The sequence below is a fragment of the Kitasatospora sp. DSM 101779 genome (genome assembly GCF_025655475.1).
In the GTDB taxonomy this organism is placed as follows: Bacteria; Actinomycetota; Actinomycetes; order Streptomycetales; family Streptomycetaceae; genus Kitasatospora.
This window is the reverse complement of record NZ_JAHTIK010000001.1, coordinates 4,494,019-4,514,550: the sequence shown is the minus strand read 5'-3', so window position 1 is coordinate 4,514,550 and position 20,532 is coordinate 4,494,019. Positions and strand designations below refer to the sequence as shown.

At 73.2% G+C, this 20,532-nt stretch carries 17 protein-coding genes; 8 read left to right on the top strand and 9 right to left on the bottom strand.

What is annotated here, in order from left to right; translation table 11 throughout:
• Positions 1 to 94 precede the first annotated feature (94 nt).
• The 3 genes from KSNIM_RS20600 to ssd are packed head-to-tail and all read right to left on the bottom strand — an operon-like array spanning position 95 to position 2,717.
• Complete coding sequence (locus KSNIM_RS20600) at positions 95 to 232, bottom strand: hypothetical protein (RefSeq protein ID WP_263104670.1); 138 nt, start codon at positions 230 to 232, stop codon at positions 95 to 97.
• A complete protein-coding gene (locus KSNIM_RS20595) occupies positions 229 to 1,611 on the bottom strand; it encodes a TadA family conjugal transfer-associated ATPase (protein WP_263104669.1) in 1,383 nt (460 codons plus the stop codon). The genes KSNIM_RS20600 and KSNIM_RS20595 overlap by 4 nt, the downstream gene beginning before the upstream one ends.
• A complete protein-coding gene (gene ssd / locus KSNIM_RS20590; RefSeq protein ID WP_263104668.1) occupies positions 1,608 to 2,717 on the bottom strand; it encodes a septum site-determining protein Ssd in 1,110 nt (369 codons plus the stop codon). Before ssd ends, KSNIM_RS20595 begins: the two co-directional genes overlap by 4 nt.
• Positions 2,718 to 3,625: 908 nt before the next feature.
• On the opposite strand from ssd, the gene KSNIM_RS20585 reads away from it, so the two are divergent.
• Positions 3,626 to 4,399, top strand: coding sequence for an HAD family hydrolase (locus KSNIM_RS20585; RefSeq protein WP_263108037.1), 774 nt, complete (start codon positions 3,626 to 3,628; stop codon positions 4,397 to 4,399).
• Positions 4,400 to 4,865: 466 nt separating this feature from the next.
• Here the strand turns inward: KSNIM_RS20585 and KSNIM_RS20580 are convergent, their stop codons facing one another.
• On the bottom strand, positions 4,866 to 5,747 hold the full coding sequence (locus tag KSNIM_RS20580; RefSeq protein WP_263104667.1) for a Fic family protein: 882 nt from the start codon (positions 5,745 to 5,747) through the stop codon (positions 4,866 to 4,868).
• A 190-nt stretch (positions 5,748 to 5,937) separates the two neighbouring features.
• On the opposite strand from KSNIM_RS20580, the gene KSNIM_RS20575 reads away from it, so the two are divergent.
• Together KSNIM_RS20575 and KSNIM_RS20570 are read left to right on the top strand one after the other, a co-directional pair.
• The gene (locus tag KSNIM_RS20575) at positions 5,938 to 6,948 is read left to right on the top strand and encodes an ATP-binding protein (RefSeq protein WP_263104666.1); all 1,011 of its coding nucleotides are present in this window, start codon (positions 5,938 to 5,940) and stop codon (positions 6,946 to 6,948) included.
• Positions 6,949 to 7,315: 367 nt separating this feature from the next.
• Complete coding sequence (locus tag KSNIM_RS20570; RefSeq protein WP_263104665.1) at positions 7,316 to 9,700, top strand: SulP family inorganic anion transporter; 2,385 nt, start codon at positions 7,316 to 7,318, stop codon at positions 9,698 to 9,700.
• An 82-nt stretch (positions 9,701 to 9,782) separates the two neighbouring features.
• Here KSNIM_RS20570 and KSNIM_RS20565 read toward each other — a convergent pair whose 3' ends face one another.
• Positions 9,783 to 10,244 carry a hypothetical protein gene (locus tag KSNIM_RS20565; RefSeq protein ID WP_263104664.1) on the bottom strand — a complete coding sequence of 154 codons (462 nt, stop codon included), beginning with the start codon at positions 10,242 to 10,244 and terminating at the stop codon, positions 9,783 to 9,785.
• Between the two features lie 783 nt (positions 10,245 to 11,027).
• Here KSNIM_RS20565 and acs point away from each other — a divergent pair.
• On the top strand, positions 11,028 to 12,983 hold the full coding sequence (gene acs / locus KSNIM_RS20560; protein ID WP_263104663.1) for an acetate--CoA ligase: 1,956 nt from the start codon (positions 11,028 to 11,030) through the stop codon (positions 12,981 to 12,983).
• Positions 12,984 to 13,065: 82 nt separating this feature from the next.
• Here acs and KSNIM_RS20555 read toward each other — a convergent pair whose 3' ends face one another.
• Positions 13,066 to 13,245, bottom strand: a complete 180-nt coding sequence (locus tag KSNIM_RS20555) for a hypothetical protein (RefSeq protein WP_263104662.1) — start codon at positions 13,243 to 13,245, stop codon at positions 13,066 to 13,068.
• Between the two features lie 1,099 nt (positions 13,246 to 14,344).
• Between KSNIM_RS20555 and nhaA the strand changes: the two genes are divergently transcribed.
• The 4 genes from nhaA (at position 14,345) to KSNIM_RS20535 (ending at position 17,653) form a co-directional block, all read left to right on the top strand.
• Positions 14,345 to 15,595 (top strand): Na+/H+ antiporter NhaA, encoded by a 1,251-nt coding sequence (nhaA, locus tag KSNIM_RS20550; RefSeq protein WP_263108036.1) that lies wholly within the window; start codon positions 14,345 to 14,347, stop codon positions 15,593 to 15,595.
• A gap of 114 nt (positions 15,596 to 15,709) precedes the next feature.
• Positions 15,710 to 16,171: a phage holin family protein gene (locus tag KSNIM_RS20545; protein WP_263104661.1), complete on the top strand. Its 462-nt coding sequence runs from the start codon at positions 15,710 to 15,712 to the stop codon at positions 16,169 to 16,171.
• Between the two features lie 121 nt (positions 16,172 to 16,292).
• The gene (locus KSNIM_RS20540; RefSeq protein WP_263104660.1) at positions 16,293 to 17,312 is read left to right on the top strand and encodes an alpha/beta fold hydrolase; all 1,020 of its coding nucleotides are present in this window, start codon (positions 16,293 to 16,295) and stop codon (positions 17,310 to 17,312) included.
• A 134-nt stretch (positions 17,313 to 17,446) separates the two neighbouring features.
• Complete coding sequence (locus KSNIM_RS20535; RefSeq protein ID WP_263104659.1) at positions 17,447 to 17,653, top strand: hypothetical protein; 207 nt, start codon at positions 17,447 to 17,449, stop codon at positions 17,651 to 17,653.
• Between the two features lie 30 nt (positions 17,654 to 17,683).
• Here KSNIM_RS20535 and KSNIM_RS20530 read toward each other — a convergent pair whose 3' ends face one another.
• The 3 genes from KSNIM_RS20530 to nth are packed head-to-tail and all read right to left on the bottom strand — an operon-like array spanning position 17,684 to position 20,521.
• Complete coding sequence (locus KSNIM_RS20530) at positions 17,684 to 18,868, bottom strand: MarP family serine protease (protein WP_263104658.1); 1,185 nt, start codon at positions 18,866 to 18,868, stop codon at positions 17,684 to 17,686.
• A 58-nt stretch (positions 18,869 to 18,926) separates the two neighbouring features.
• Positions 18,927 to 19,646, bottom strand: a complete 720-nt coding sequence (locus tag KSNIM_RS20525) for an NUDIX hydrolase (RefSeq protein ID WP_263104657.1) — start codon at positions 19,644 to 19,646, stop codon at positions 18,927 to 18,929.
• Positions 19,643 to 20,521, bottom strand: a complete 879-nt coding sequence (nth, locus tag KSNIM_RS20520) for an endonuclease III (RefSeq protein ID WP_263104656.1) — start codon at positions 20,519 to 20,521, stop codon at positions 19,643 to 19,645. Before nth ends, KSNIM_RS20525 begins: the two co-directional genes overlap by 4 nt.
• Between the last annotated feature and the right edge of the window lie 11 nt (positions 20,522 to 20,532).

Here is a 20,532-nt window from a genome sequence, read left to right as displayed (position 1 = left end):
CTGGCCCGCCCGCCACCGGATGGACGTCGTACCGCGCCGCCCGGCAGCACGGCCGGCGGGCGGCCCAGCGCTGCCGTGCCCGTCGAGAGCCCGCTCACGGCCGCCTCCGACGGTCGGACGCCGTCCGGTCGTCCTTGGGCCAGGCGGCGGCCGACTCCAGCAGCCACCACGCCAGTCCGGCCACCCCGCAGAGCGCCAGGCCCCAGAGCGCCTCCAGTTGGCGGAGCGTCATTCCGGCCTCCCCGCAAGGGTGACGCCGCGTTCGGCGCAGATGTGCTGGAGCGAGGCCCAGCCCGGTCCGGTCTCGCAGCGGCCACCGGGCCGGAAGAGCAGGGCGGGTCGCGTGGTCGTGAGGCCGCGGGCATCGCCCTCCACGGTGTGGAGTTCGGCCACCCGCCGCTGCCCGGTGGCGGGATCGCGGACGAGGTGGACGACCAGGTCGACGGCGGCCCGGAGCTGGCTGTGGAGCGAGAGCCGGTCGAGGCCGGCGAGCGACCCGAGCGCTTCCAGGCGGGCCGGCACGTCGGCCGCCGCATTGGCGTGGACGGTGCCGAATCCGCCGTCGTGACCGGTGTTGAGCGCGGCGAGCAGGTCGACGACCTCTGCGCCGCGGACCTCGCCGACGACGAGCCGGTCGGGACGCATCCTCAGGGCCTGCCGGACGAGGTCGCGCAGGGTAAGCTCACCGAGGCCCTCCTGGTTCGGCGGACGGCTCTGCAGGCGCACCACGTGCGTGTGGTCGGGGCGGAGTTCGGCCGAGTCCTCGACCACGACGATCCGCTCGTCGGCCCCGACGAGTCCGAGCAGGGCTGCCAGCAGAGTCGTCTTGCCGGAGCCCGTGCCGCCGCTGATGAGCAGCGAGAGCCTGGCACGGAGCACTCCGCGGAGCAGGTCGGCTCCGGGCCCGGTCAGTGTGCCGCCGACGACGAGCTCGTCCAGGGTGAACGGGCGTGCCCGGCAGATCCGCAGGGAGATGTGGGTGCAGCCGCCGGCGGCGATGGGCGGCAGGACGGCGTGCAGCCGGGTGCCGTCCGGGAGTCGGGCATCCACCCAGGGCATCGCGTCGTCGAGGCGGCGGCCCGCGGCGGTCGCCAGTCGGTGGGCCAGCCGTCGGACGGCCTCGCGGTCCGGGAATCGGACCTCCGGTGCCGGTTGCAGGCCGCTTCCGCAGTCGATCCACACCTCGTCAGGGCCGTTGACGAGCACATCGGTCACATCGGGGCGGTCGAGCAGCTCGTGGAGCGGCCCGGCGCCGACCAGCTCGGCCTGGATGGCCCGTACGGTGTCGAGCACGTCCCCGCCGCCCAGGGGCGGCCGGTTGGCACGCAGCGCGGCGGCGACGGACCCGGTGGTGGGCAGCGCGCCGGTCTCGGCCAGATGGAGGCGGACGGCGTCGAGCAGGGTGCCGCGGCGGTGCGTGGAGTCGTCCTGGATCTGCTTGCCGACCGCAGTGGTGCGTTCGCCGTGCTGTCCGTCGGAGCGGAGGGCCGCCGCAGTCCGCAGGGAGCCGCCACTGCCGAGTCGCAGGCCGGCGCCGAGGCGGCGGCGGTGCTGCGCGGGCTGGGCCCAAGGACCGCCGGACATGCGGCGGCGCGGGAGACGGTCGGTCATGATGCACCGCCTGCGGCCGCCACCGGCGGCATGACCTCGCTCAGGAAGCTGTTGCAGAAGCGGGCGAGCGGGCCTCGCTCACGCAGGCCGGGCGGCAGTCCGCGCTCGACGTCGAGGCCGAGCCCGGGCTCCGACGGAAGCTCTCCGGCGAAGGCGAGCCTCAGGTTGCGGGCGATCTCGGCGGAGGGAAGGCCGACCGGGCCGGGGACGCGGACCACCGCGCGGAGGTCGGTCAGCCGCATCCGGGCGGCGGCGGCGACGCGGTCCGAGGCGGCGAGGGCGCGCAGTTCCGCGGGGACCACGAGCAGACCGGTGTCGATCTGCTCGAGCGCCTGGGCGGCGGCCGGATCGAGGTGGCGGGGCAGGTCGACCACCACCAGGCCGCCGCGGCGCCTGGCCGCGGCGAGCACGCTGCGCATCGCCTCGGGCGGGATGGCCAGGCAGTCGCTGCGGTCCCAGGAGAGCGCGCTGAGACCTTGCAGTTCCGGCAGTGCGCCGGCGAGTTCCGCTCCGCCGATCCGCCCGCGGGAGCCGGCGAGATCGGGCCAGCGGAGCCCCTCGGCGGTCTCGCCGCCGAGCAGGACGTCGAGTCCTCCACCGAGCGGGTCGGCGTCGACCAGCATGGTGCGGTGCCCGCTGCGCGCCGCGGTCACGGCGAGCGCGCAGGCCAGTGTGGAGGCGCCGGCGCCGCCGCGGCCGCCGAGCACGCCGACGGTGAGCGCGGGCGGGCCGACGCCCTCCGCCGCATCGGCGATCCGGTCCAGCAGCCACGCCTGCGCGTCCGGCAGGAACAGCACGTGCTCGGCGCCGAGGCGCACGGCCCGCACCCAGACGCTGCCGTCGTCGAGGTCGAGCCCGAGCAGCAGCACGCCGGACCGGCGCGGCAGCCCGGCGCACGACTCGGCGAGGTCGTCGCCGACCAGCACGAGTGGCGCGTCCTCCCAGAGTGCGCGCGGTGGTTCGGCACGGGCCAGGTACGGTTCGGCACCGGCCGCGGCGCAGATCCGGGCGAGGTGGTCGGCGAGGGCGTCGTCCGCGGTGACGATCAGCGGGCCGGTGGGCGCGGGGCGGCCCGTCGGGCGGGAATCGGTGGTGGGTGTCGACATGCGGTCTCCCCCAGGGCGGCGCCCGGTGCTGCCGGGCGGTGTCCGAGTGGTCCGGGCCGGACGGCGCGCGCGGAAAGCGTGCGACGGCCGGTGCGGGGCCGCCGACCTGCCCGACGATCGGGCGGGGTCGGCGGTGGCCCGGGCACCACCGTGGCGTACCGGGAGGGCCTCGGATCCGCTCGTCGCATTCGCTGTGGACAACTCGGGGCTGTGGATAAGTCGCTTCACTCGCCCGGGGGGCAATGCATCACAGAATTGACGCGATAGGTACGGGAACACGCCTTCTGCAGGATCTGCGATTACCGATGAATCAGTCACCCAGAGTGACTGCAGTGGCGTGGCGGTGCTGCACGTGCACCCATCGGGCGGTACGGTCACCGATCCGTTCCGGGCGGACACCGGCAGTGTCAACTAGCCTGCAGAAACGGGCCCGGACATGCGACGACCCCCGCCGGGGGGGAGAGCGGGGGTCGTCTATCCACGGCCCGACTCGGGGGGGAGGAGCCGGACCGGGTTAGCACGGTCGCGAACGATCCGTGACTTCCATGGTGTACCCGAGCGGCCAGAAACACAAACCCGCGCGCCGCCGAGTACGCCGAATGGCGGGGGGTTTCGGCCCGCCCTCTATCCTCGGTCCCGTGGACACCACCGAGAACGCCGACACCGTCGACAACGGTCCCGACTCGGGGCGCGCAACCACCCCCGACGCGCCCCCGTCGACCCCCTCCGGCCCGGCGGACACGTCGGCCGACAGTGCCGAACCCGACGCCGGCACGCCGGGCAGCGGGGCACAGGATCCGGTCGCCGACGCGAACCGGACGAACGGATCCGTCGAGGAGGCCGCCGGGGCGGCCCCCGCTGTCCCGGCCCGGGCCGTCGGGGCTCCGCGCACCGCCGCGTTCTTCGACCTGGACAAGACGATCATCGCCAAGTCGAGCGCGCTCGCGTTCAGCCGGCCGTTCTACCAGGGCGGCCTGATCAACCGTCGGGCCGTGCTCAAGAGCGCCTACGCCCAGTTCGTCTTCCTGGTCGGCGGAGCGGACCACGACCAGATGGAGAAGATGCGGCAGTACCTGTCGGCGCTGACCCGCGGCTGGAACGTCCAGCAGGTCCGCGAGATCGTCGCGGAGACCCTGCACGAGCTGATCGACCCGATCATCTACGAGGAGGCCGCGTCGCTGATCGAGCAGCACCATGCGGCCGGGCGCGACGTGGTGATCGTCAGCAGCTCCGGTTCGGAGGTCGTCGAGCCTATCGGCCGGCTGCTCGGCGCCGACCACGCGATCGCCACCCGCCTCAAGGTCGAGAACGGCTGCTACACCGGCGAGATCGAGTACTACGCGTACGCCGAGAACAAGGCGGCGGCCATTCGCGAACTCGCGGCGGAGCAGGGCTATGACCTCGCCGAGTCCTACGCGTACAGCGATTCGTCCACCGACCTCCCGCTGCTGGAGGCGGTCGGCCACCCGTCGGCGGTCAACCCCGACCGGGCGCTGCGCAAGGAGGCGGCGGCCCGCGAGTGGCCGGTGCTGGTGTTCAACCGCCCGGTCGAACTCCGCAGCAGGATCCCGGAGTTCGGCGCTCCGAGCCGGTCCGTGCTGCTGGCCGTCGCGGTCGGCGCGGCGGCGCTCACGGCGGGTCTGCTCTGGTACTCCGCGCGACGCCGACGGCCGGTGGTCTGACCTGCCTGCCAGGCCCGGACGCCATATCGGACAAACGGGAAAAAGTTCTTGTTTCGGGTTCCGCTTTGGGGCGATCCGCGATAGAAAGGACGTACGGCCCGCGAGACCCGGTCAGGACCCTAAGGGGTCGTTCCGACAACGCAGTTAAGGCCCACGGACCGCGCACAGCCAGCTGGGCACCCACATGCAGCCGACCCGCTGACGGGCCGCCGCACCAGGTGAACGGGCCAGATCCCCACCTGATGGGCACTTCCGGTGCATGCTTGGTAACCCGACACCTGTGCCAGCGGCGGCACCGAGCAGGATCAGGTGCCGCCGCATCTGCATGCCACGGGCCGTTCGCCGCCCCGCCCGACCGCCCGCAGCCCGACCGGCACGGCGCTGCGACCCGCTGCACGACCGACGCAGCACGCGCCCGCCCCGCGCGACCCCTCCCGTCAGACCATGCCCCGCGCCGGTCCCGCCGTCAGACCATGCCGCGCTGCATCGCCTCGCAGACCGCCGTACTCTCCCGGACGCCGAGCCGGAGCGCCTCTCCGCAGTGCCGGATCCAGCGCGCCATGCCCTCGCCGGTACCGCTGAGGTAGCCGGCCAGGGCGTCCCGGTAGACCGCTGTGCCGAGCTCGGCGAGACCGACCTCGGCCGGGCAGATGGCCTTCGGGTCGAGGCCCTCGGCGATGAGGACGATGCGCTGCGCAGCACGCGCGATCACGCCGTTGTGGGAGGCGAAGGGCCGCAGCGCCAGCAGCTCGCCGTGCACCACCGCGGCCGCCACCAGGGCGGGCGCACCGTTCGCGGCGCCTTCCGCGCGGGAGACCAGGAGGTGTGACAGCTGGTCGAGTCGCGCCGCGACCTCCTCCGCGCCCGGCGCGGGCGGGAGTTCCACGCTCTCCACCGACTTCTCGAGCCCCTCGGAGGCTGGCAGCTCGACCGGGAAGAGCGGCTCGGCCTGCTCGCCGGCGCGTCGGGGCCGACCGGCGGACGGATCGGCGTCGCCGACCGCCAGGAGGTGCAGTCGGGCCAGCACCTGCAGCGGTGAGTGGCGCCAGACGGCCAGCAGCTGGCCGGCCTCGGCCGAGATCCGCAGCGCACCGCCCACCGTGCGGGCCTCGGCGTCGCCGCCGAAGTCGGTGCGTCGCCGGATCTCCTCCAGCGACCAGTCGGCACCGTCGAGGGCTGCCGACGCGCGGGCGCCGCGGAGCGCGGCCTCCGACGTCACCTCGCCGGCACGGCGGCGCATCACGCGGTGGCCGTAGAGCCGGTCGACGGCCTTGCGCACCTCGGCGACGGCCTCGGGCACCCCGGGCAGCTCGGCCAGCGAGGCGAGGGGATCAGTTCCAGTGCTCACGTACCCGAGGGTAATGACCCACCCTCCACCCCCCGCACAGCAACCCCGCCATCACCCGATCGAGGCAATCCTCCGTTCCCACCCGCGTGGCATGCCAAACCCCCGCTAGCATGACCGCTATCGGTGACGATAACGATTTCCAACATCCCTTCGGCGGTACCGACCGCCGCAGCGAGAGCCGGAGCCCCAGATGAAGATCGCGTTCGTCGGCAAGGGCGGCAGCGGCAAGACGACGCTGTCCGCGCTGTTCATCCGCCACCTGGCCGCCGCTGGTCGCCCGGTGATCGCCGTCGACGCCGACATCAACCAACACCTGGGCCCGGCCCTCGGCCTGACGGACGACCAGGCGGCCGCACTGCCGTCCCTCGGCGCCCACCTGCCGGAGATCAAGGAGTACCTCCGCGGCGACAACCCGCTCATCGGGTCGGCCGAAGAGATGATCAAGACCACTCCCCCCGGCCGCGGCTCGCGACTGCTGCGCATCGTCGAGGAGAACCCGGTGTACGCCGCGTGCGCCCGCCCGATCGCACTCGACGAAGGGTCCGTCCGACTGCTGGCCACCGGCGCCTTCACCGAGCAGGACCTCGGCGTCGCGTGCTACCACTCCAAGGTCGGCGCGGTCGAGCTGCTGCTCAACCACCTGATCGACGCACGGGACGAGTACGTGGTCACCGACATGACCGCCGGCTCGGACTCCTTCGCCTCCGGGCTGTTCACCCGCTTCGACCTCACCTTCCTGGTCGCCGAGCCGACCCGCAAGGGCATCTCCGTCTACCGCCAGTACAAGGAGTACGCGCGCGACTTCGGCGTCGACCTCAGGGTCGTCGGCAACAAGGTGCAGGGGCCGGACGACCTGGCCTTCCTGCGCCGGGAGGTGGGCGACGACCTGCTGACGACCTTCGGGCACTCGGACTGGGTGCGGCGGCTGGAGCAGGGCGCCGAGCCCGCCCTGCGCTCGCTGGAGCCGGCCAACCGCGGCGTCCTGGAGGAGCTGGAGGCGGCGGCGGACGCCGCGTTCGAGCTGCGCGACCCGCGGAAGTACACCGCCCAGGCGGTCCACTTCCACCTGCGCAACGCCGAGAGCTGGGGCAACGCCAAGGTCGGCCGGGACCTCGCCGGGCAGGTCGACCCGGAGTTCGTGCTCGGACTCGGGGACGCCGGGGACCGCAGCAGGGTGGGACTGGGCGCGGCCCGCGTCTGACCCCGACCCCGCACTCCTGCGGCCGCCGCACGGCAGGCTGCGACACCACCGCCGGGAGGGCCGGCGAACACCCCTGAGCTGGGCGTTCGCCGGCCCTTCCGGCTGTCGGGTTCCCGGCCCGACCGGCCTCCACTCGTAAAGGTGAATCCAACGCTCCGACCTGTCGTTCGGATTCACGCTGTGCAAAGATCTCATTACTCTCGGTTTACCGAATCTTGGCAGACCGGACTGATGGTCCTTGGGCCCCGCGGACAAGCCGCCGCGCCCACACCATCCCGCCAAACCGTCGCGACCCACGACAGCCGATCCGCGGACAGCACCACCACCGGACCTGACTGCGTAAGTTCCCCCGGAAAGACGGGACACCATGACCCTCGACATCTCCTCCGCACCCATCGCCTCGGACACCACCGACCACGCGCCACCGTCCGGCGGCCGGTCGACCGGGCCCGCACCCCGCCCCGGAAAGGCCGACGGCCGAGGCCGCGCCCTGCTCCTCCACGACCTGCCGGCCTCGCTGGCCGTCTTCCTCATCGCGGTGCCCTTCTCGCTCGGCATTGCCCTCGCCACCGGCGCCCCACTGACCGCGGGTCTCGTCGCGGCCGCTGCCGGAGGCCTGGTAGCAGGGCTGCTCGGCGGAACTCCCCTGCAGGTCAGCGGCCCCTCCGCAGCCCTCACCGTGATCACCGCCGGCGTAATCGCGCAGTACGGGTGGCAGATCGCCTGCGCGGTGACGGTTGCGGCGGGCCTGCTCCAATTCCTGCTCGGCTCGCTGCGGGTGGCCCGCGCGGCACTGGCCGTCTCCCCCGCGGTCGTGCACGGAATGCTGGCGGGCGTCGGCCTCACCATCGCCATCGCCCAACTCCACGTCGTGCTCGGCGGCTCGCCGCAGAGCTCCGCCCTGGCCAATCTGCGCTCGCTCCCCGACCAGCTGGCCGGGCCGCACCTGCCGGCCCTGGCGGTCGGCGCGCTCGCCGTCGCCGTGCTCTTCTGCTGGCCGCGCCTCGGCCGGCTGCCCGGTGCCGCCGGCCGGACGGGCGCGCGGCTCGCCCGGCTGCCCGCCGCCCTGGTCGCCGTTGCCTCGGGCACCGCCCTCTCGCTCACCCTCGGCCTGCACCTCGCCCGGGTCGAACTGCCGGGCTGGCAGCACCATGCGCTCGCTGCGGCCCCGAGCGGCCGACTGCTCGCCGAGCACTGGCCCGCCCTGCTCGCCGTGGTCCTGACGGTCACCGCCGTCGCCGGTGTGGAGTCGCTGCTCTCCTCGGTCGCGGTCGACCGCATGACGCACACCTCCAGCGACCTGGACCGTGAGCTGCGCGGCCAAGGCCTGGCCAACACGGTCTCCGGCCTGCTCGGCGGCCTACCGGTGGCCGGTGGCGCCGTCCGCAGCACGGCCAACGTGCAGGCCGGCGCCTCCTCCCGGTGGTCGGCCGTACTGCACGGCGGCTGGGTGGTGCTGGCCGCGCTGGCCCTGGCCGGCGGACTGCGCCGCATCCCGCTCGCCGCCCTGGCCGCCCTGGTGCTCGTCGTGGGCGTGCAGATGGTCAGCTTCGCGCACATCCGGCGCATCCACCGGCACCGCGAGTTCCCGGTCTATGTGGTCACCGTGCTCGGTGTGGTCGCCCTGGGCGTCCCGCTCGGCGTGGCGCTCGGCGGAACGGTCGCCGGCCTGCTCGCCCTCCACCGGCTGACCCGCGCCCGGGTCGACGTCACCGCCGAGCCGGACGGCACCCACCGCATCCGGACGCACGGTCCGCTCACCTTCGCCGCCGTCCCGCGGCTGAGCCGCACGCTCGCCCAGATCCCGCCCGGCGCGGCGGTCACCGTCCACCACGACGGCTCCTTCCTCGACCACGCCGCGTACGAGGCGCTGCACACCTGGCGAGCCATGTACCAGGCCGCCGGTGGGCGGGTCGCAATGGTGACCGATCAGCACAGCCAGCATGCTGCGCTCGACCCCGACGGCACGATGGACCCGGATCCGGCCGCGGGCTCGCAGCAGTTCCGCGCCTGGACGCCGTGGATGGGCCACCACAGCATCGAGCAGGACGGCGGCGACGCACACGGCAGACTGATCGACGGCGTGCGCGGCTTCCAGGAACACACCGCACCGCTGGTCCGCCAGGAGCTGGCCCGGCTCGCCCGCGAGGGCCAGACGCCCTCGCAGCTGTTCCTCACCTGCGCCGACTCCCGGATGGTCACCAGCATGATCACCAGCAGCGGGCCCGGCGACCTCTTCACGGTGCGCAACGTCGGCAACCTCGTCCCCGCCCCCTACGAACCGGGCGCCGCGGACGACTCGGTGGCGGCCGCCGTGCAGTACGCGGTGGAGGTGCTGGAGGTCGGCTCGATCACGGTCTGCGGGCACTCCGGCTGCGGCGCGATGAAGGCCCTGCTGGACGGCATCCACGAGCAACCCGGCACGCCGACCCCGCTCGTGCGGTGGCTGCGCAACGGCCGCGGCTCGCTCGCCCGCTCCAAGCGCGCACCCGCACGATTCGCCGACCGGCCCGCCGCCGATCCGGTCGAGGAACTCTGCATCACCAACGTGGTCCAGCAACTCGACCAGTTGCTGGCCAACCCCGCCGTCGAACGCCGAGTCGCCACCGGCACCCTGCGCCTCGTCGGAATGTACTTCGACTTCGCGACCGCCCAGGCGTACGTACTGGACGACGACACCTGCCAGTTCGCCCCGGTGTCGGCCGACCGTTGCAGCGAACAGCTGCAGGAGCGTACGCCGGTGACCGCCTGACACCCTGTCGGCGCCACGGCCGGGTTCAGCCCGTCCGCGATGTCGACGGCCCCCGTGCCCTCCGCGGCCTCGCGTCCGCTCGTCAGGACAGCAGTTTCGCCAGATCAGCCGGAGTGACGTACCCGGGCCACCGGCCGTCCGAGAACAGATGGACGCCGGCGTCCAGGTAGCACTGGTCAACCAGCTGGGAGCAGATCATGTGGCGGCTGCTCGCCACATAACCCTTGATGAGCGGACCGACCGGAAGTCGGAGGCGGTGTGCGGCCAGCGCCAAGTAGTCGGCCACGCTGTAGGGAACGCCGATGTACCCGCGGGCGGCGGTGACGACGGCCGCCCGCTGGACATCCGTCAGCGCGTACCTGCCGGTGGACCAGAGCGCCGGGCAGCCGTCGTACGCCGAGAGGGGGCGCAGTTCGGCGCCACCGGGCTGTGCCTCGACCAGCTGCCCGTCCCCCACGAAGACGAAGGCGTGCTCGTAGTCGGCGAACCCGTCGCCGTTGAGCCATTGACCGAACCGGATGAGCCGACCGACACGGCCGTCCATCCGGACGACGGCGAAATCCCCGGGAAGGGGAGCGGCGGCATGTGATGAGGAGGAAGGAGAAGGTGTGGCCGACATGGTTCTGACCCCCGTCGCATGAGGGTGCGCCGTTGGTCGGGCCCGCGGCCGAAGCCACAGGCCCGCCCGGTCAGTGGAGTACCGATGCGTCAGGTCGTCAAGAGCTCCTGCACCATCGGCTCCACAGTCCGCGGCCGGTCGCAGCGGTCCGCCCCCGAGCCCGCCGGCCGCAGGCACCCCCACGCCACCCCACAACCGCCGGGGCATCCGGCCCACCAGGCACCCTGCGCACGCCTACCGATCCGAGCACCCACGCGACCCGCACAACGGTGCACCCGGCGTGCGCCGCACCACGTGCGCCGTTCCCCGTTCCCCGTTCGCCGGGCACCTGGCACCTGGCACCTGGATACCGTATGGCCCCGCGGCCGGTCCGACAGCTGCCCGGCCACCCGCGGCTCCGGGGCGGGCCACCCGGTGTTCGTCGGCACACCACCTCGCACCCTCTCGCGCCCCCACCCGAGCGCCGCCCCACGCCCGCCCCCACATCCCGCCCATCGCACCGCCCACCGCACCGCCCACCGCGCCGCCGGGCGGCCCGCCGGGCGGCCGGGCCGGTCGACCCCTCCGCGGCGACAGGCCAAAGGTCTACACCAATTCTCGGGAGGCTCTTGTCAACACACCCGTTCGCCTGGTGAGCTGTGTGCTGGGACACACGGGACAATCCCGCAGGGGATGACCCGGCAGATGAGACTCGATGAGGAGTGCGTGTTGAGCAACGAGAGCCTGGCCAATCTGCTCAAGGAGGAGCGCCGCTTCGCGCCGCCGGCCGCACTGGCCGCGTCCGCGAACGTGACCGCGGACGCCTACGGGCAGGCCTCCGAGGACCGGCTCGCCTTCTGGGCCGAGCAGGCCCGCCGCCTCACCTGGTCCGTCGAGCCGACCGAGACCCTGGACTGGAGCAACCCGCCGTTCGCGAAGTGGTTCGCCGACGGCCGGATCAACGTCGCGTACAACTGCGTCGACCGGCATGTCGAGGCCGGCCTCGGCGACCGGGTGGCGATCCACTTCGAGGGCGAGGGCGGCGACACCCGCATCATCACCTACGCCGACCTGAAGGACGAGGTCTCCCGGGCCGCCAACGCGCTGCTCGAGCTCGGCGTCCGCAAGGGCGACCGCGTGGCGATCTACCTCCCGATGATCCCCGAGGCCGTCGTCTCGATGCTCGCCTGCGCCCGGATCGGCGCCACCCACTCCGTGGTCTTCGGCGGCTTCTCCGCCGACGCCGTCGCCTCCCGCATCCAGGACGCCGACGCCAAGCTCGTCATCACCGCGGACGGCGGCCACCGCCGCGGCAAGCCGTCCGCCCTCAAGCCCGCCATCGACGAGGCCCTCGACCGCTGCCCGGGCGTCGAGCACGTCCTCGTCGTGCGCCGCACCGGCCAGGACACCGCGTTCACCGAGGGCCGCGACGTGTGGTGGCACGAGGTCGTCGACCGCCAGTCCGCCGAGCACACCGCGGAGGGCCACGAGGCCGAGCACCCGCTGTTCATCCTCTACACCTCGGGCACCACGGGTAAGCCGAAGGGCATCCTGCACACCACCGGCGGCTACCTCACCCAGGCGTCCTACACCCACCACGCCGTCTTCGACCTCAAGCCGGAGACCGACGTCTACTGGTGCACCGCCGACATCGGCTGGGTCACCGGCCACTCGTACATCGTGTACGGGCCGCTGGCCAACGGCGCCACCCAGGTCATCTACGAGGGCACCCCGGACACCCCGCACCAGGGCCGGTTCTGGGAGATCGTGCAGAAGTACGGCGTGACCATCCTCTACACCGCGCCGACCGCGATCCGCACCTTCATGAAGTGGGGCGACGACATCCCCGCCAAGTTCGACCTGTCCAGCCTGCGGGTGCTCGGCAGCGTCGGCGAGCCGATCAACCCCGAGGCGTGGGTCTGGTACCGCGAGCACATCGGCGGCGGCCGCTGCCCGATCGTGGACACCTGGTGGCAGACCGAGACCGGCGCCATCATGATCAGCCCGCTGCCCGGCGTCACCGAGACCAAGCCCGGCTCCGCCCAGCGCGCGCTGCCCGGCATCGCCGCGACCGTGGTCGACGACGAGGCCCGCGAGGTCCCCGACGGCTCCGGCGGCTACCTGGTGCTCACCGAGCCGTGGCCGTCCATGCTCCGCACCGTCTGGGGTGACGACCAGCGCTACCTGGACACCTACTGGTCCCGCTTCGAGGGCCGGTACTTCGCCGGTGACGGCGCGAAGAAGGACGAGGACGGCGACATCTGGCTGCTCGGCCGGGTCGACGACGTCATGCTGGTCTCCGGCCACAACATCTCGACCACCGAGGTCGAGTCCGCGCTGGTCTCGCATCCGGCGGTCGCCGAGTCGGCCGTGGTCGGCGCCACCGACGCCACCACCGGCCAGGCCATCGTCGCGTTCGTCATCCTGCGCGGCACCGCCGAAGCCGGTGACGACCTGGTCACCGACTTGCGCAACCACGTCGGCCGCACCCTCGGCCCTATCGCCAAGCCCAAGCGGATCCTGCTGGTCAACGAGCTTCCCAAGACCCGCTCCGGCAAGATCATGCGACGCCTGCTGCGCGATGTCGCCGAGAACCGCGAGATCGGCGACGTCACCACGCTCGCCGACTCCTCGGTGATGAACCTCATCCAGGCCCAGCTGCCCACCGCTCCGAGCGAGGACTGACACACCACCACGGGCCGGTCCCCTCGCTCTCGGCGGGGGGACCGGCCCGCGGCGTGTTCTGCGGCCGTACGCGACAGTCCGGTCAGCTGTGGCGCAGGGCGCAGAGCGTCGTGTGGGCGCCCCGGACGAAGCGCCGGCGGTTGGTCGTCAGGGTGTTGCCCGCCGCGACCAGTCCGACCCCGGCGACCGGGTCGAAACCGGCGAACGCCGGGAAGCCCCCGGTCGAACCGTGGCGGCAGAGCAGTTCGCCGTCCTTCGGCATTCGATGACCACAGATCAGGCCAATTCCCGTGCCGTCCCGCCGGTGCGCCACCCGGGGCCTGGCCACCTCGTGCAGTGCGGCCCGCAGCGACGGCCCGGCGCCCGTCCACTCCGGGGTCGGCACCGCGTCGACCGACAGGTGGGCCTGCAGGTAGCGGGCTACGGGTGCACAGGCCTAGCGGCGGGCGCGGCCGGCGGGCCGTCTCGGGCAAGCAGGTGGAGACGTCCGGCGGAACGGAGGTCGTGTCGGGGGCCCGGTCTCGTCGGGGCGGCGTCCCGAGGGCCGAGCAGGTGGTCGCGGCCCGGGGCCCTGGTGGCTGTGGTGGTGGCGGGTAACCGCGGCGGGGCGGCGGTGCGGGTCCTGGGCCTGCGGCGGGGTGGCCGTGCAGGCGGGGCCGTCGAGGAGGGGGTGTCCGGGTGCATGGCCCTCGCGTCCTGCTGTGCTGCTGTCCTGCCTGGCCCGTCCGCTGTGCCCCTCCCTGTGACCTGCGTGAACTGCCCTGGATGAACTGCCGTGTCCGTGCCACCCGGGCGGGTGCACGATGCCGACCATAAGGACGAGCCGCGGTTCACGCATCCGGTCGCAGTCCGTCCGGGGGACGGTGGCCGGCGGCCTCTCCGGGCCCGGTCGCGTCGCCCGGCGACCGGCTTCGACCTGCATAGACTGCGCCCGATCCGCCGCCGTCGTGCACTCCGTAGAATGCGGTGGGGCGTCAGGACCGCTCCGAGGCGCGCCGGGAAGTCTGGTCGGCATCCGTACGACAGGTGTCCCCCGTACGGGGAGACCGCCCGCCCCAGCCCCAGGAGGTCCCGCCGTGGCCACACCGCCCGCGCCCGACCAGCCGCCCGTGCCCGACCGACAGCCCCCGTCCGACCGGCCCGCCCAGAACGACCGGCCCGGCCAGAACGACCGACAGCCCCCGTCCGACCGGCCCACCCAGAACGACCGACAGACCCAGGACGACCGGTCCTCCCGGACCGACGGGCCCACGCCGGACGACCGGGCCGGCACGAGCACGGAAACGGGCACGGAACCGGGCACAGAGACCAGCACGGAGACCAGCACTGAGCCGGGCAGGCAGCGCCGGACGTTCCTCGGCCTGCTGCCGCTGCCCGAGCGGCGGATCATCCTGGACGCGCTGCGCACCGAGACGGTCGGCGGTGTGCTGCTGCTGCTCGCCGCGGTCGCCGCCCTCGTGTGGGCCAACGTCTGGCCGGGCTCCTACGCCTCCGTGACCGAGCACACGATCGGGCCGTCGGAGCCGCTGCATCTGGATCTCACCGTGGAGGCCTGGGCCGCGGACGGCCTGCTGGCGATCTTCTTCTTCGTGGCGGGCATCGAACTCAAGCGTGAGTTCACCTCCGGCGAGCTGCGGTCGCCGAGTGCGGCCCTGCTGCCGGTGACCGCCGCGGTGAGCGGGGTGATCCTGCCCGCGGTGATCTTCGCCCTGGTGAACTTGGCACCCGGCGGCCACCCCGGCGGATGGGCGATCCCGACCGCGACGGACATCGCCTTCGCGCTCGGCGTGCTGGCGGTGGTGGGCAGTCAGCTGCCGTCCGCCCTGCGGGCCTTCCTGCTCACGCTCGCCGTGGTGGACGACCTGATCGCGATCCTCATCATCGCGGTCTTCTACACCTCGGGCATCAAGTTCTGGGCGCTGGGGCTGTCGCTGGCGGGGCTGGTGCTGTTCTGGCTGCTGCACCGCCGCGAGGTGCACGGCTGGTACGTCTACGTGCCGCTGGCGCTGGTGATCTGGGCGCTGATGCACGAGAGCGGGGTGCACGCCACGGTGGCCGGCGTGGCGATGGGCATGCTGCTGCGCTGCCACACCCGGCCGGGCGAGGAGCACTCCCCCGGCGAGCACGTCGAGCACCTGGTGCGGCCGCTGTCGGCGGGGGTCGCGGTGCCGCTGTTCGCGCTGTTCGCGGCCGGGGTCCCGGTGTCGGGCGAGGCGCTCGCCGTGGTGTTCACCCATGCCACGCCGCTCGGTGTGATGCTCGGGCTGGTGGTGGGCAAGTCGGTCGGTGTGTTCGGCGGGACGTGGCTGGCGGCGCGCTACACCCGCGCGCAGCTCAACCCGCAGCTCGGCTGGGGGGACGTGTTCGCGCTCTCGACCCTCGCCGGCATCGGCTTCACCGTCTCCCTGCTGATCAGCGAGCTGGCCTTCCCCGACGACCACGCATTGGCCGAGCAGGCCAAGGAGGCCGTGCTGACGGGTTCGGTGCTGTGCGCGGTGTTCGCCACCGTCCTGCTGAAGCTCCGCACCCGGCACTACCGCCTGCTGTACGAGGAGGAGAACACGGACACCGACCACGACGGCATTCCGGACGTCTATCAGCGGCCGAACTGACGCGCAGTCTCCTGACACGCCGCCGACCGGGGGCCGGAGTGGTGTGCGGACTGCCGGGCGAGGCATGATGCTGAGCTGTCGAACGAGTGCAGCCGCCGCGAAGGAGAACCGCCGATGTCCGCAGGAACCGCAGGCCGGGCCCCGTACGAGGGCGAGCGTTCCATCGGCGAGCTGTTCGCGGCGGCGACCAACGACCTCTCCGCCCTGGTGCACGACGAGATCGCGTTGGCCAAGGCGGAGATCCGGGCCGACGTCAAGCGCGGTGTGACCGGCGGCGTCTCCGTCTCGGTGGCCGGTGTGGTGGCGCTCGCGTCGGTGCCGATGCTGAGCTTCGCCGCGGCCTACGGCCTGCAGGCGCTCGGGCTGACGCTCGGCTGGTCCTTCCTGATCGTCGGCGGCGCCTACCTGCTGCTGGCCGCCCTGCTGGGCCTGCTGGCGATGCGCTCGTTCAAGAAGATCGAGAAGCCGCGCCGGACGATCGAGGGCGCCCAGGCCACCGCGGACGTGCTGAAGAACGCCCGCCCGCGGCCTGCCACCAAGGAGGAGATCGACCGGGCGCTCGGCCGGATCTCCTGATCCGCCGGCGGCGCGCACCGGTGTCCGCCGGCGGGTCCGGACCGGTGTCCGTACCGGATCGTTGCGAAGCGACGCGAGTGCCGGAGACGTGTTCGTAGCACGCGTATGACAGGCTCTCGGTATGCCGCTGGACCAGAAGCCCGTACCCGCGAAGCCCGTCGAGCCCCGTCCCGGGACCTCCCGGCCCGCTCCGGCCCGGCCCGTGTCCGCCTCTGCCGGGGACCCGGCGGGCGCGGGGGCCGCCTGGAGCGTCCGCTCGCCGGGGCCGTGGACGCACCGCGACCTGGCCGCCAACGGGGCCCGCTTCCACATCGCCGAGGCCGGTGACGGCCCGCTGGTGCTGCTGGTGCACGGCTGGCCGGAGTACTGGTGGGCCTGGCGCCACCAGATGACCGCGCTCGCCGAGGCCGGGTACCGGGCCGTCGCCCTGGACCTCCGCGGCATCGGCGGCAGCGACCGCACGCCGCGCGGCTACGACCCGGCCAACCTGGCGCTGGACATCACCGGAGTCATCCGGTCGCTCGGCGAGCGGCACGCCCATCTCGTGGGCCACGCCACCGGCGGTTCGCTGGCCTGGGTGGCCGCGGTGATGCGGCCCTCGGTGATCCGCAGCCTGACCGTGGTCTCGGCGGCGCACCCGCGGCACCTGCGCCGCGCCCTGCTCACCGACCGGCGTCAGATCGCCGCCTTCGAGCACGTGCTGGGCTTCCAGCGCCCGTGGATCCCGGAGCGACGGCTGGTCGCGGACGACGCCGCGCTGGTCGCCGAGTACCTGCGGGCCTGGACGGGCCCGAACGGCATCGAGCCGGAGGCCGTCGAGGCCTACCGGCAGGCGATCCGGATCCCGTCCACGGCGCACTGCTCGATCGAGCCGTACCGGTGGCTGATGCGGTCGATGGCCCGCCCGGACGGTCTGCAGTTCGCGCGGCGGATGAAGAAGCCGATCACCGCGCCCACGCTGCACGTCCAGGGCGCCGCCGATCCGGTGCTGCTGGCACACACCGCGCTGGGGGCGGGCGAGTACGTGGAGGCGCCGTACCGGTGGCGGCTGCTGCCCGGGGTGGGACACTTCCCGCACGAGGAGACCCCCGACCAGTTCACCGAGGAGCTGCTGGCCTGGGTGGGGCAGCACAGGGACTGAGGGCTCAGGCCGGGGCGGAAGCGGCATCCAGAACGGGACGCGGAAGTCTGACTATCACTCATATGACAGTCGCATAAGCCAGGTGGGAAGTCCGGAGGCGGTTACTCCTCCTGGCCCAGGGGCATCCTCCCGGTATGACCTGGATGCCCGATCGCGATGCCGCACCGCGCCGACGCCGCCGTGGGAGCAGCAGCTCGCAGAGCCAGTCCCACCAGTCCGAGTGGCGCCGGGGAGGCGTCCCCGGACAGCCGGACGGCACCGGGGCGCACGGGCTCGGCATCCCCCGCATCCTGGGCCGGCGCGCCCGCTGGGTGGGCGCCCGGCTGCGCCGCGAGGGCTGACCCGGGCACCGGTGGCGCCCTGGCCGGCGGTCAGAGCGCGCAGCCCTCGGTGTCCACCCGGGCGGTGGCGCTCTCGCCCAGCGTGGCGTCCTGGAGCACCTCGGCGGCGGTGAGCACGTAGCCGGTGTCGACGCTGTCCAGCGACTTGGCGAAGACCACGCCGTACACCTCGCCGTTCGGGCTGAGCAGCGGGCCTCCGCTGTTGCCCTGCCGGACCAGGGAGCGCACCGAGTACACGTCGCGGACGACCTGGCCGCGGTGGTAGATGTCCGGCCCGTTGGCCTGGATCCGGCCGCGGATGCGGGCGGGCTGAACGTTGAACGAGCCGTTCTCCGGGAAGCCCGCGACGATCGCGCTGTCGTTGGTGTGCGCCTCGCCCGCGAAGGACAGCGCCGGGGCGTTCAGCTTGGGGACGTCCAGCACGGCGATGTCGCGCTGCCAGTCGTACCGGACCACCGTGGCGTCGTAGACCCGGCCGGTACCGCCGACCTGCACCGTGGGCTCGTCGACGCCGCCCACCACGTGCGCGTTGGTCATCACCCGGTGCGGGGCGAAGACGAAACCGCTGCCCTCCAGGGTCTTGCCGCAGGACGGCGCCGTGCCGACCACCTTCACCATGCTCTGCCGGGCCCGCTGGACGGCCTCGCTGCCGGCCAGGGCCGGGTCCGGGGCCTCGACCTCGGTGATCGGCTCGTGCTCGAAGGGGTTGAAGACCTGCGGGAAGCCGTTGCGGGCCAGTTCCTTGCTGAAGTCGGAGAACCAGTTCGGCGCGTCCGAGGGCAGCACGCCCTGCACGGTGGAGAGCACCTTCGAGGTCCGGACCTGCTTGGAGACGGTGGGCAGCGAGGTGCCGGCCAGTGCCGAGCCGATCAGCCAGGCCACCAGCAGCATCGAGATCACGTTGACCACCGAGCCGCCGATCGCGTCCAGGGTCTTCGCCCGGCCGCGGCCGATCCTGCCGCGCAGCTTCCAGCCGAAGTGCGTGGTGACGGCCTGGCCCACCGCGGCGAACACGATCACCACCACGACGGCGACCACCGAGGCCGTGGTGCCCGGGCCGAGCCGGTGCAGCAGCAACGGCAGCAGCTGGACGGCGATCAGCCCCCCGCCGAGGAACCCGAGGACGGAGAGCACGCCCACCACGAAACCCTGCCGGTAGCCGGACACGGCGAAGCCCACCGCAGCGGCGATCAACAGCAGATCCAGGACATTCACGCCGATACCCTCCCATGGACGGGGCCCGGGACCGCCACGGGCCACCGGGTCCGGCGACTCAGCGCGGTGCGGGCCATCCCCTGTCGTGCTGCCGGTCGGACCTGGTGAGGTTCAGCGCCTCCTCGGAGAGGGTCAGGGTACGCCGGACGTCCCACGGACGTTCCAGGCCGCTGTAGTGCAGCACCCGGTCGATCACCCCGGCGGTGAAGCCCCACACCAGCCGGCCGGCCACCTCGAAGGCCGGGCCGACGTGGCCGGACGGATGGCGCAGCCTGGCCCGGTTCGCCGGGTCCGTGAGGTCGGTCAGCGGCACCCGGAAGACCGCGCCGGTCTCCGCCGGGTCCACCGGCCCGACCGGGGTCTCCCGGCGCCACCAGCCCAGCACGGTGGTCACCACGAAGCCGGAGACCGGGATGTACAGCGCGGGCAGGGTCGCGAAGACCTGCACCCCCGCCGGGTCCAGGCCGGTCTCCTCGCGGGCCTCCCGCAGCGCCGCGGCGACCGGCCCGGCGCCGGCCGGGTCACCGTCCTCCGGGTCGAGGGCGCCGCCGGGGAAGGACGGCTGCCCGGCGTGCGACCGCAGCGAGCGGGCCCGCTCGATGAGCAGCAGGTCCGGTCCGGTCTCGCCGTGGCCGAAGAGCATCAGCACCGCGGAGGGCCGGCCGCCGGAGGCGGGCGGCAGGAAGCGGCTGAGCTGCTCGGGCAGGACGGTCTCGGCGGCGGAGCGGACCGGCACCAGCCACTCGGGCAGGCCGTCACGTTCGATGGCGACCGTCATCCGGCGACCGCCATGTCCGCGACCTCGCCGCCGTGCGCGTCGGCCTCGGCGCGGGCCGCGGCCTCCCCGGGGAAGTCGGCGGGCGGGCGCAGCCGCTGCCCGGGCTTGCCGGCCAGTTCGTACTTGAGCAGCTTCGCGGCCTTCTCCGGGTCGGTCTCGCCGGTACCGAAGGAGGGGCAGAGCGCGGTGATCGGGCAGGCGCCGCAGGCGGGCTTCTGGGAGTGGCAGACGCGGCGGCCGTGGAAGACGACGCGGTGCGAGAGCATCGTCCACTCGGACTTGGGGAAGATCGCGGCGACGGCGGCCTCGACCTTCTCCGGGTCCTCCTCCTGTGTCCAGCCGAAGCGGCGGACGAGGCGGCCGAAGTGGGTGTCGACGGTGATGCCGGGGACGCCGAAGGCGTTGCCGAGGACGACGTTGGCGGTCTTGCGGCCGACGCCGGGCAGGGTGACGAGGTCTGCCAGGCGGCCCGGGACCTCGCCGCCGAAGTCGTCGCGCAGCGCGGCGGACAGGCCGAGCAGCGACTTCGCCTTGTTCCGGAAGAAACCGGTCGGCCGGATGATCTCCTCCAGCTCCTCCGGGACGGCGGCGGCCATGTCCTCGGGGGTGGGGTACTTCGCGAAGAGCGCCGGGGTGGTCTGATTCACCCGCAGGTCGGTGGTCTGCGCCGACAGCACGGTGGCCACCAGCAGTTGGAAGGGGTTGTCGAAGTCCAGCTCCGGGTGCGCGTACGGGTACTGCTCCGCGAGCGCCCGGTTGATCCGCCGGGCCCGCCGCACCATCCCCAGGTGGGACTCCGGCTTCTTCGGCTTCGCCGCCGGCTTCTTCGGCTCCGCCGCCCGTGGCCCGGCCGTCCGGGCCTTGCTCTCTGCCATGCACGAAGGCT

What these genes read in the sequence shown, in the direction of transcription:
- KSNIM_RS20600 (WP_263104670.1), bottom strand. Translation starts at nt 232, where the DNA reads ATGACGCTCCGCCAACTGGAGGCGCTCTGGGGCCTGGCGCTCTGCGGG.
- KSNIM_RS20595 (WP_263104669.1), bottom strand. Translation starts at nt 1,611, where the DNA reads ATGACCGACCGTCTCCCGCGCCGCCGCATGTCCGGCGGTCCTTGGGCC.
- ssd (WP_263104668.1), bottom strand. Translation starts at nt 2,717, where the DNA reads ATGTCGACACCCACCACCGATTCCCGCCCGACGGGCCGCCCCGCGCCC.
- KSNIM_RS20575 (WP_263104666.1), top strand. Translation starts at nt 5,938, where the DNA reads ATGAAGATCGCGTTCGTCGGCAAGGGCGGCAGCGGCAAGACGACGCTG.
- KSNIM_RS20570 (WP_263104665.1), top strand. Translation starts at nt 7,316, where the DNA reads ATGACCCTCGACATCTCCTCCGCACCCATCGCCTCGGACACCACCGAC.
- KSNIM_RS20565 (WP_263104664.1), bottom strand. Translation starts at nt 10,244, where the DNA reads ATGGACGGCCGTGTCGGTCGGCTCATCCGGTTCGGTCAATGGCTCAAC.
- KSNIM_RS20555 (WP_263104662.1), bottom strand. Translation starts at nt 13,245, where the DNA reads ATGCCGAAGGACGGCGAACTGCTCTGCCGCCACGGTTCGACCGGGGGC.
- KSNIM_RS20545 (WP_263104661.1), top strand. Translation starts at nt 15,710, where the DNA reads ATGTCCGCAGGAACCGCAGGCCGGGCCCCGTACGAGGGCGAGCGTTCC.
- KSNIM_RS20540 (WP_263104660.1), top strand. Translation starts at nt 16,293, where the DNA reads ATGCCGCTGGACCAGAAGCCCGTACCCGCGAAGCCCGTCGAGCCCCGT.
- KSNIM_RS20535 (WP_263104659.1), top strand. Translation starts at nt 17,447, where the DNA reads ATGACCTGGATGCCCGATCGCGATGCCGCACCGCGCCGACGCCGCCGT.
- KSNIM_RS20525 (WP_263104657.1), bottom strand. Translation starts at nt 19,646, where the DNA reads ATGACGGTCGCCATCGAACGTGACGGCCTGCCCGAGTGGCTGGTGCCG.
- nth (WP_263104656.1), bottom strand. Translation starts at nt 20,521, where the DNA reads ATGGCAGAGAGCAAGGCCCGGACGGCCGGGCCACGGGCGGCGGAGCCG.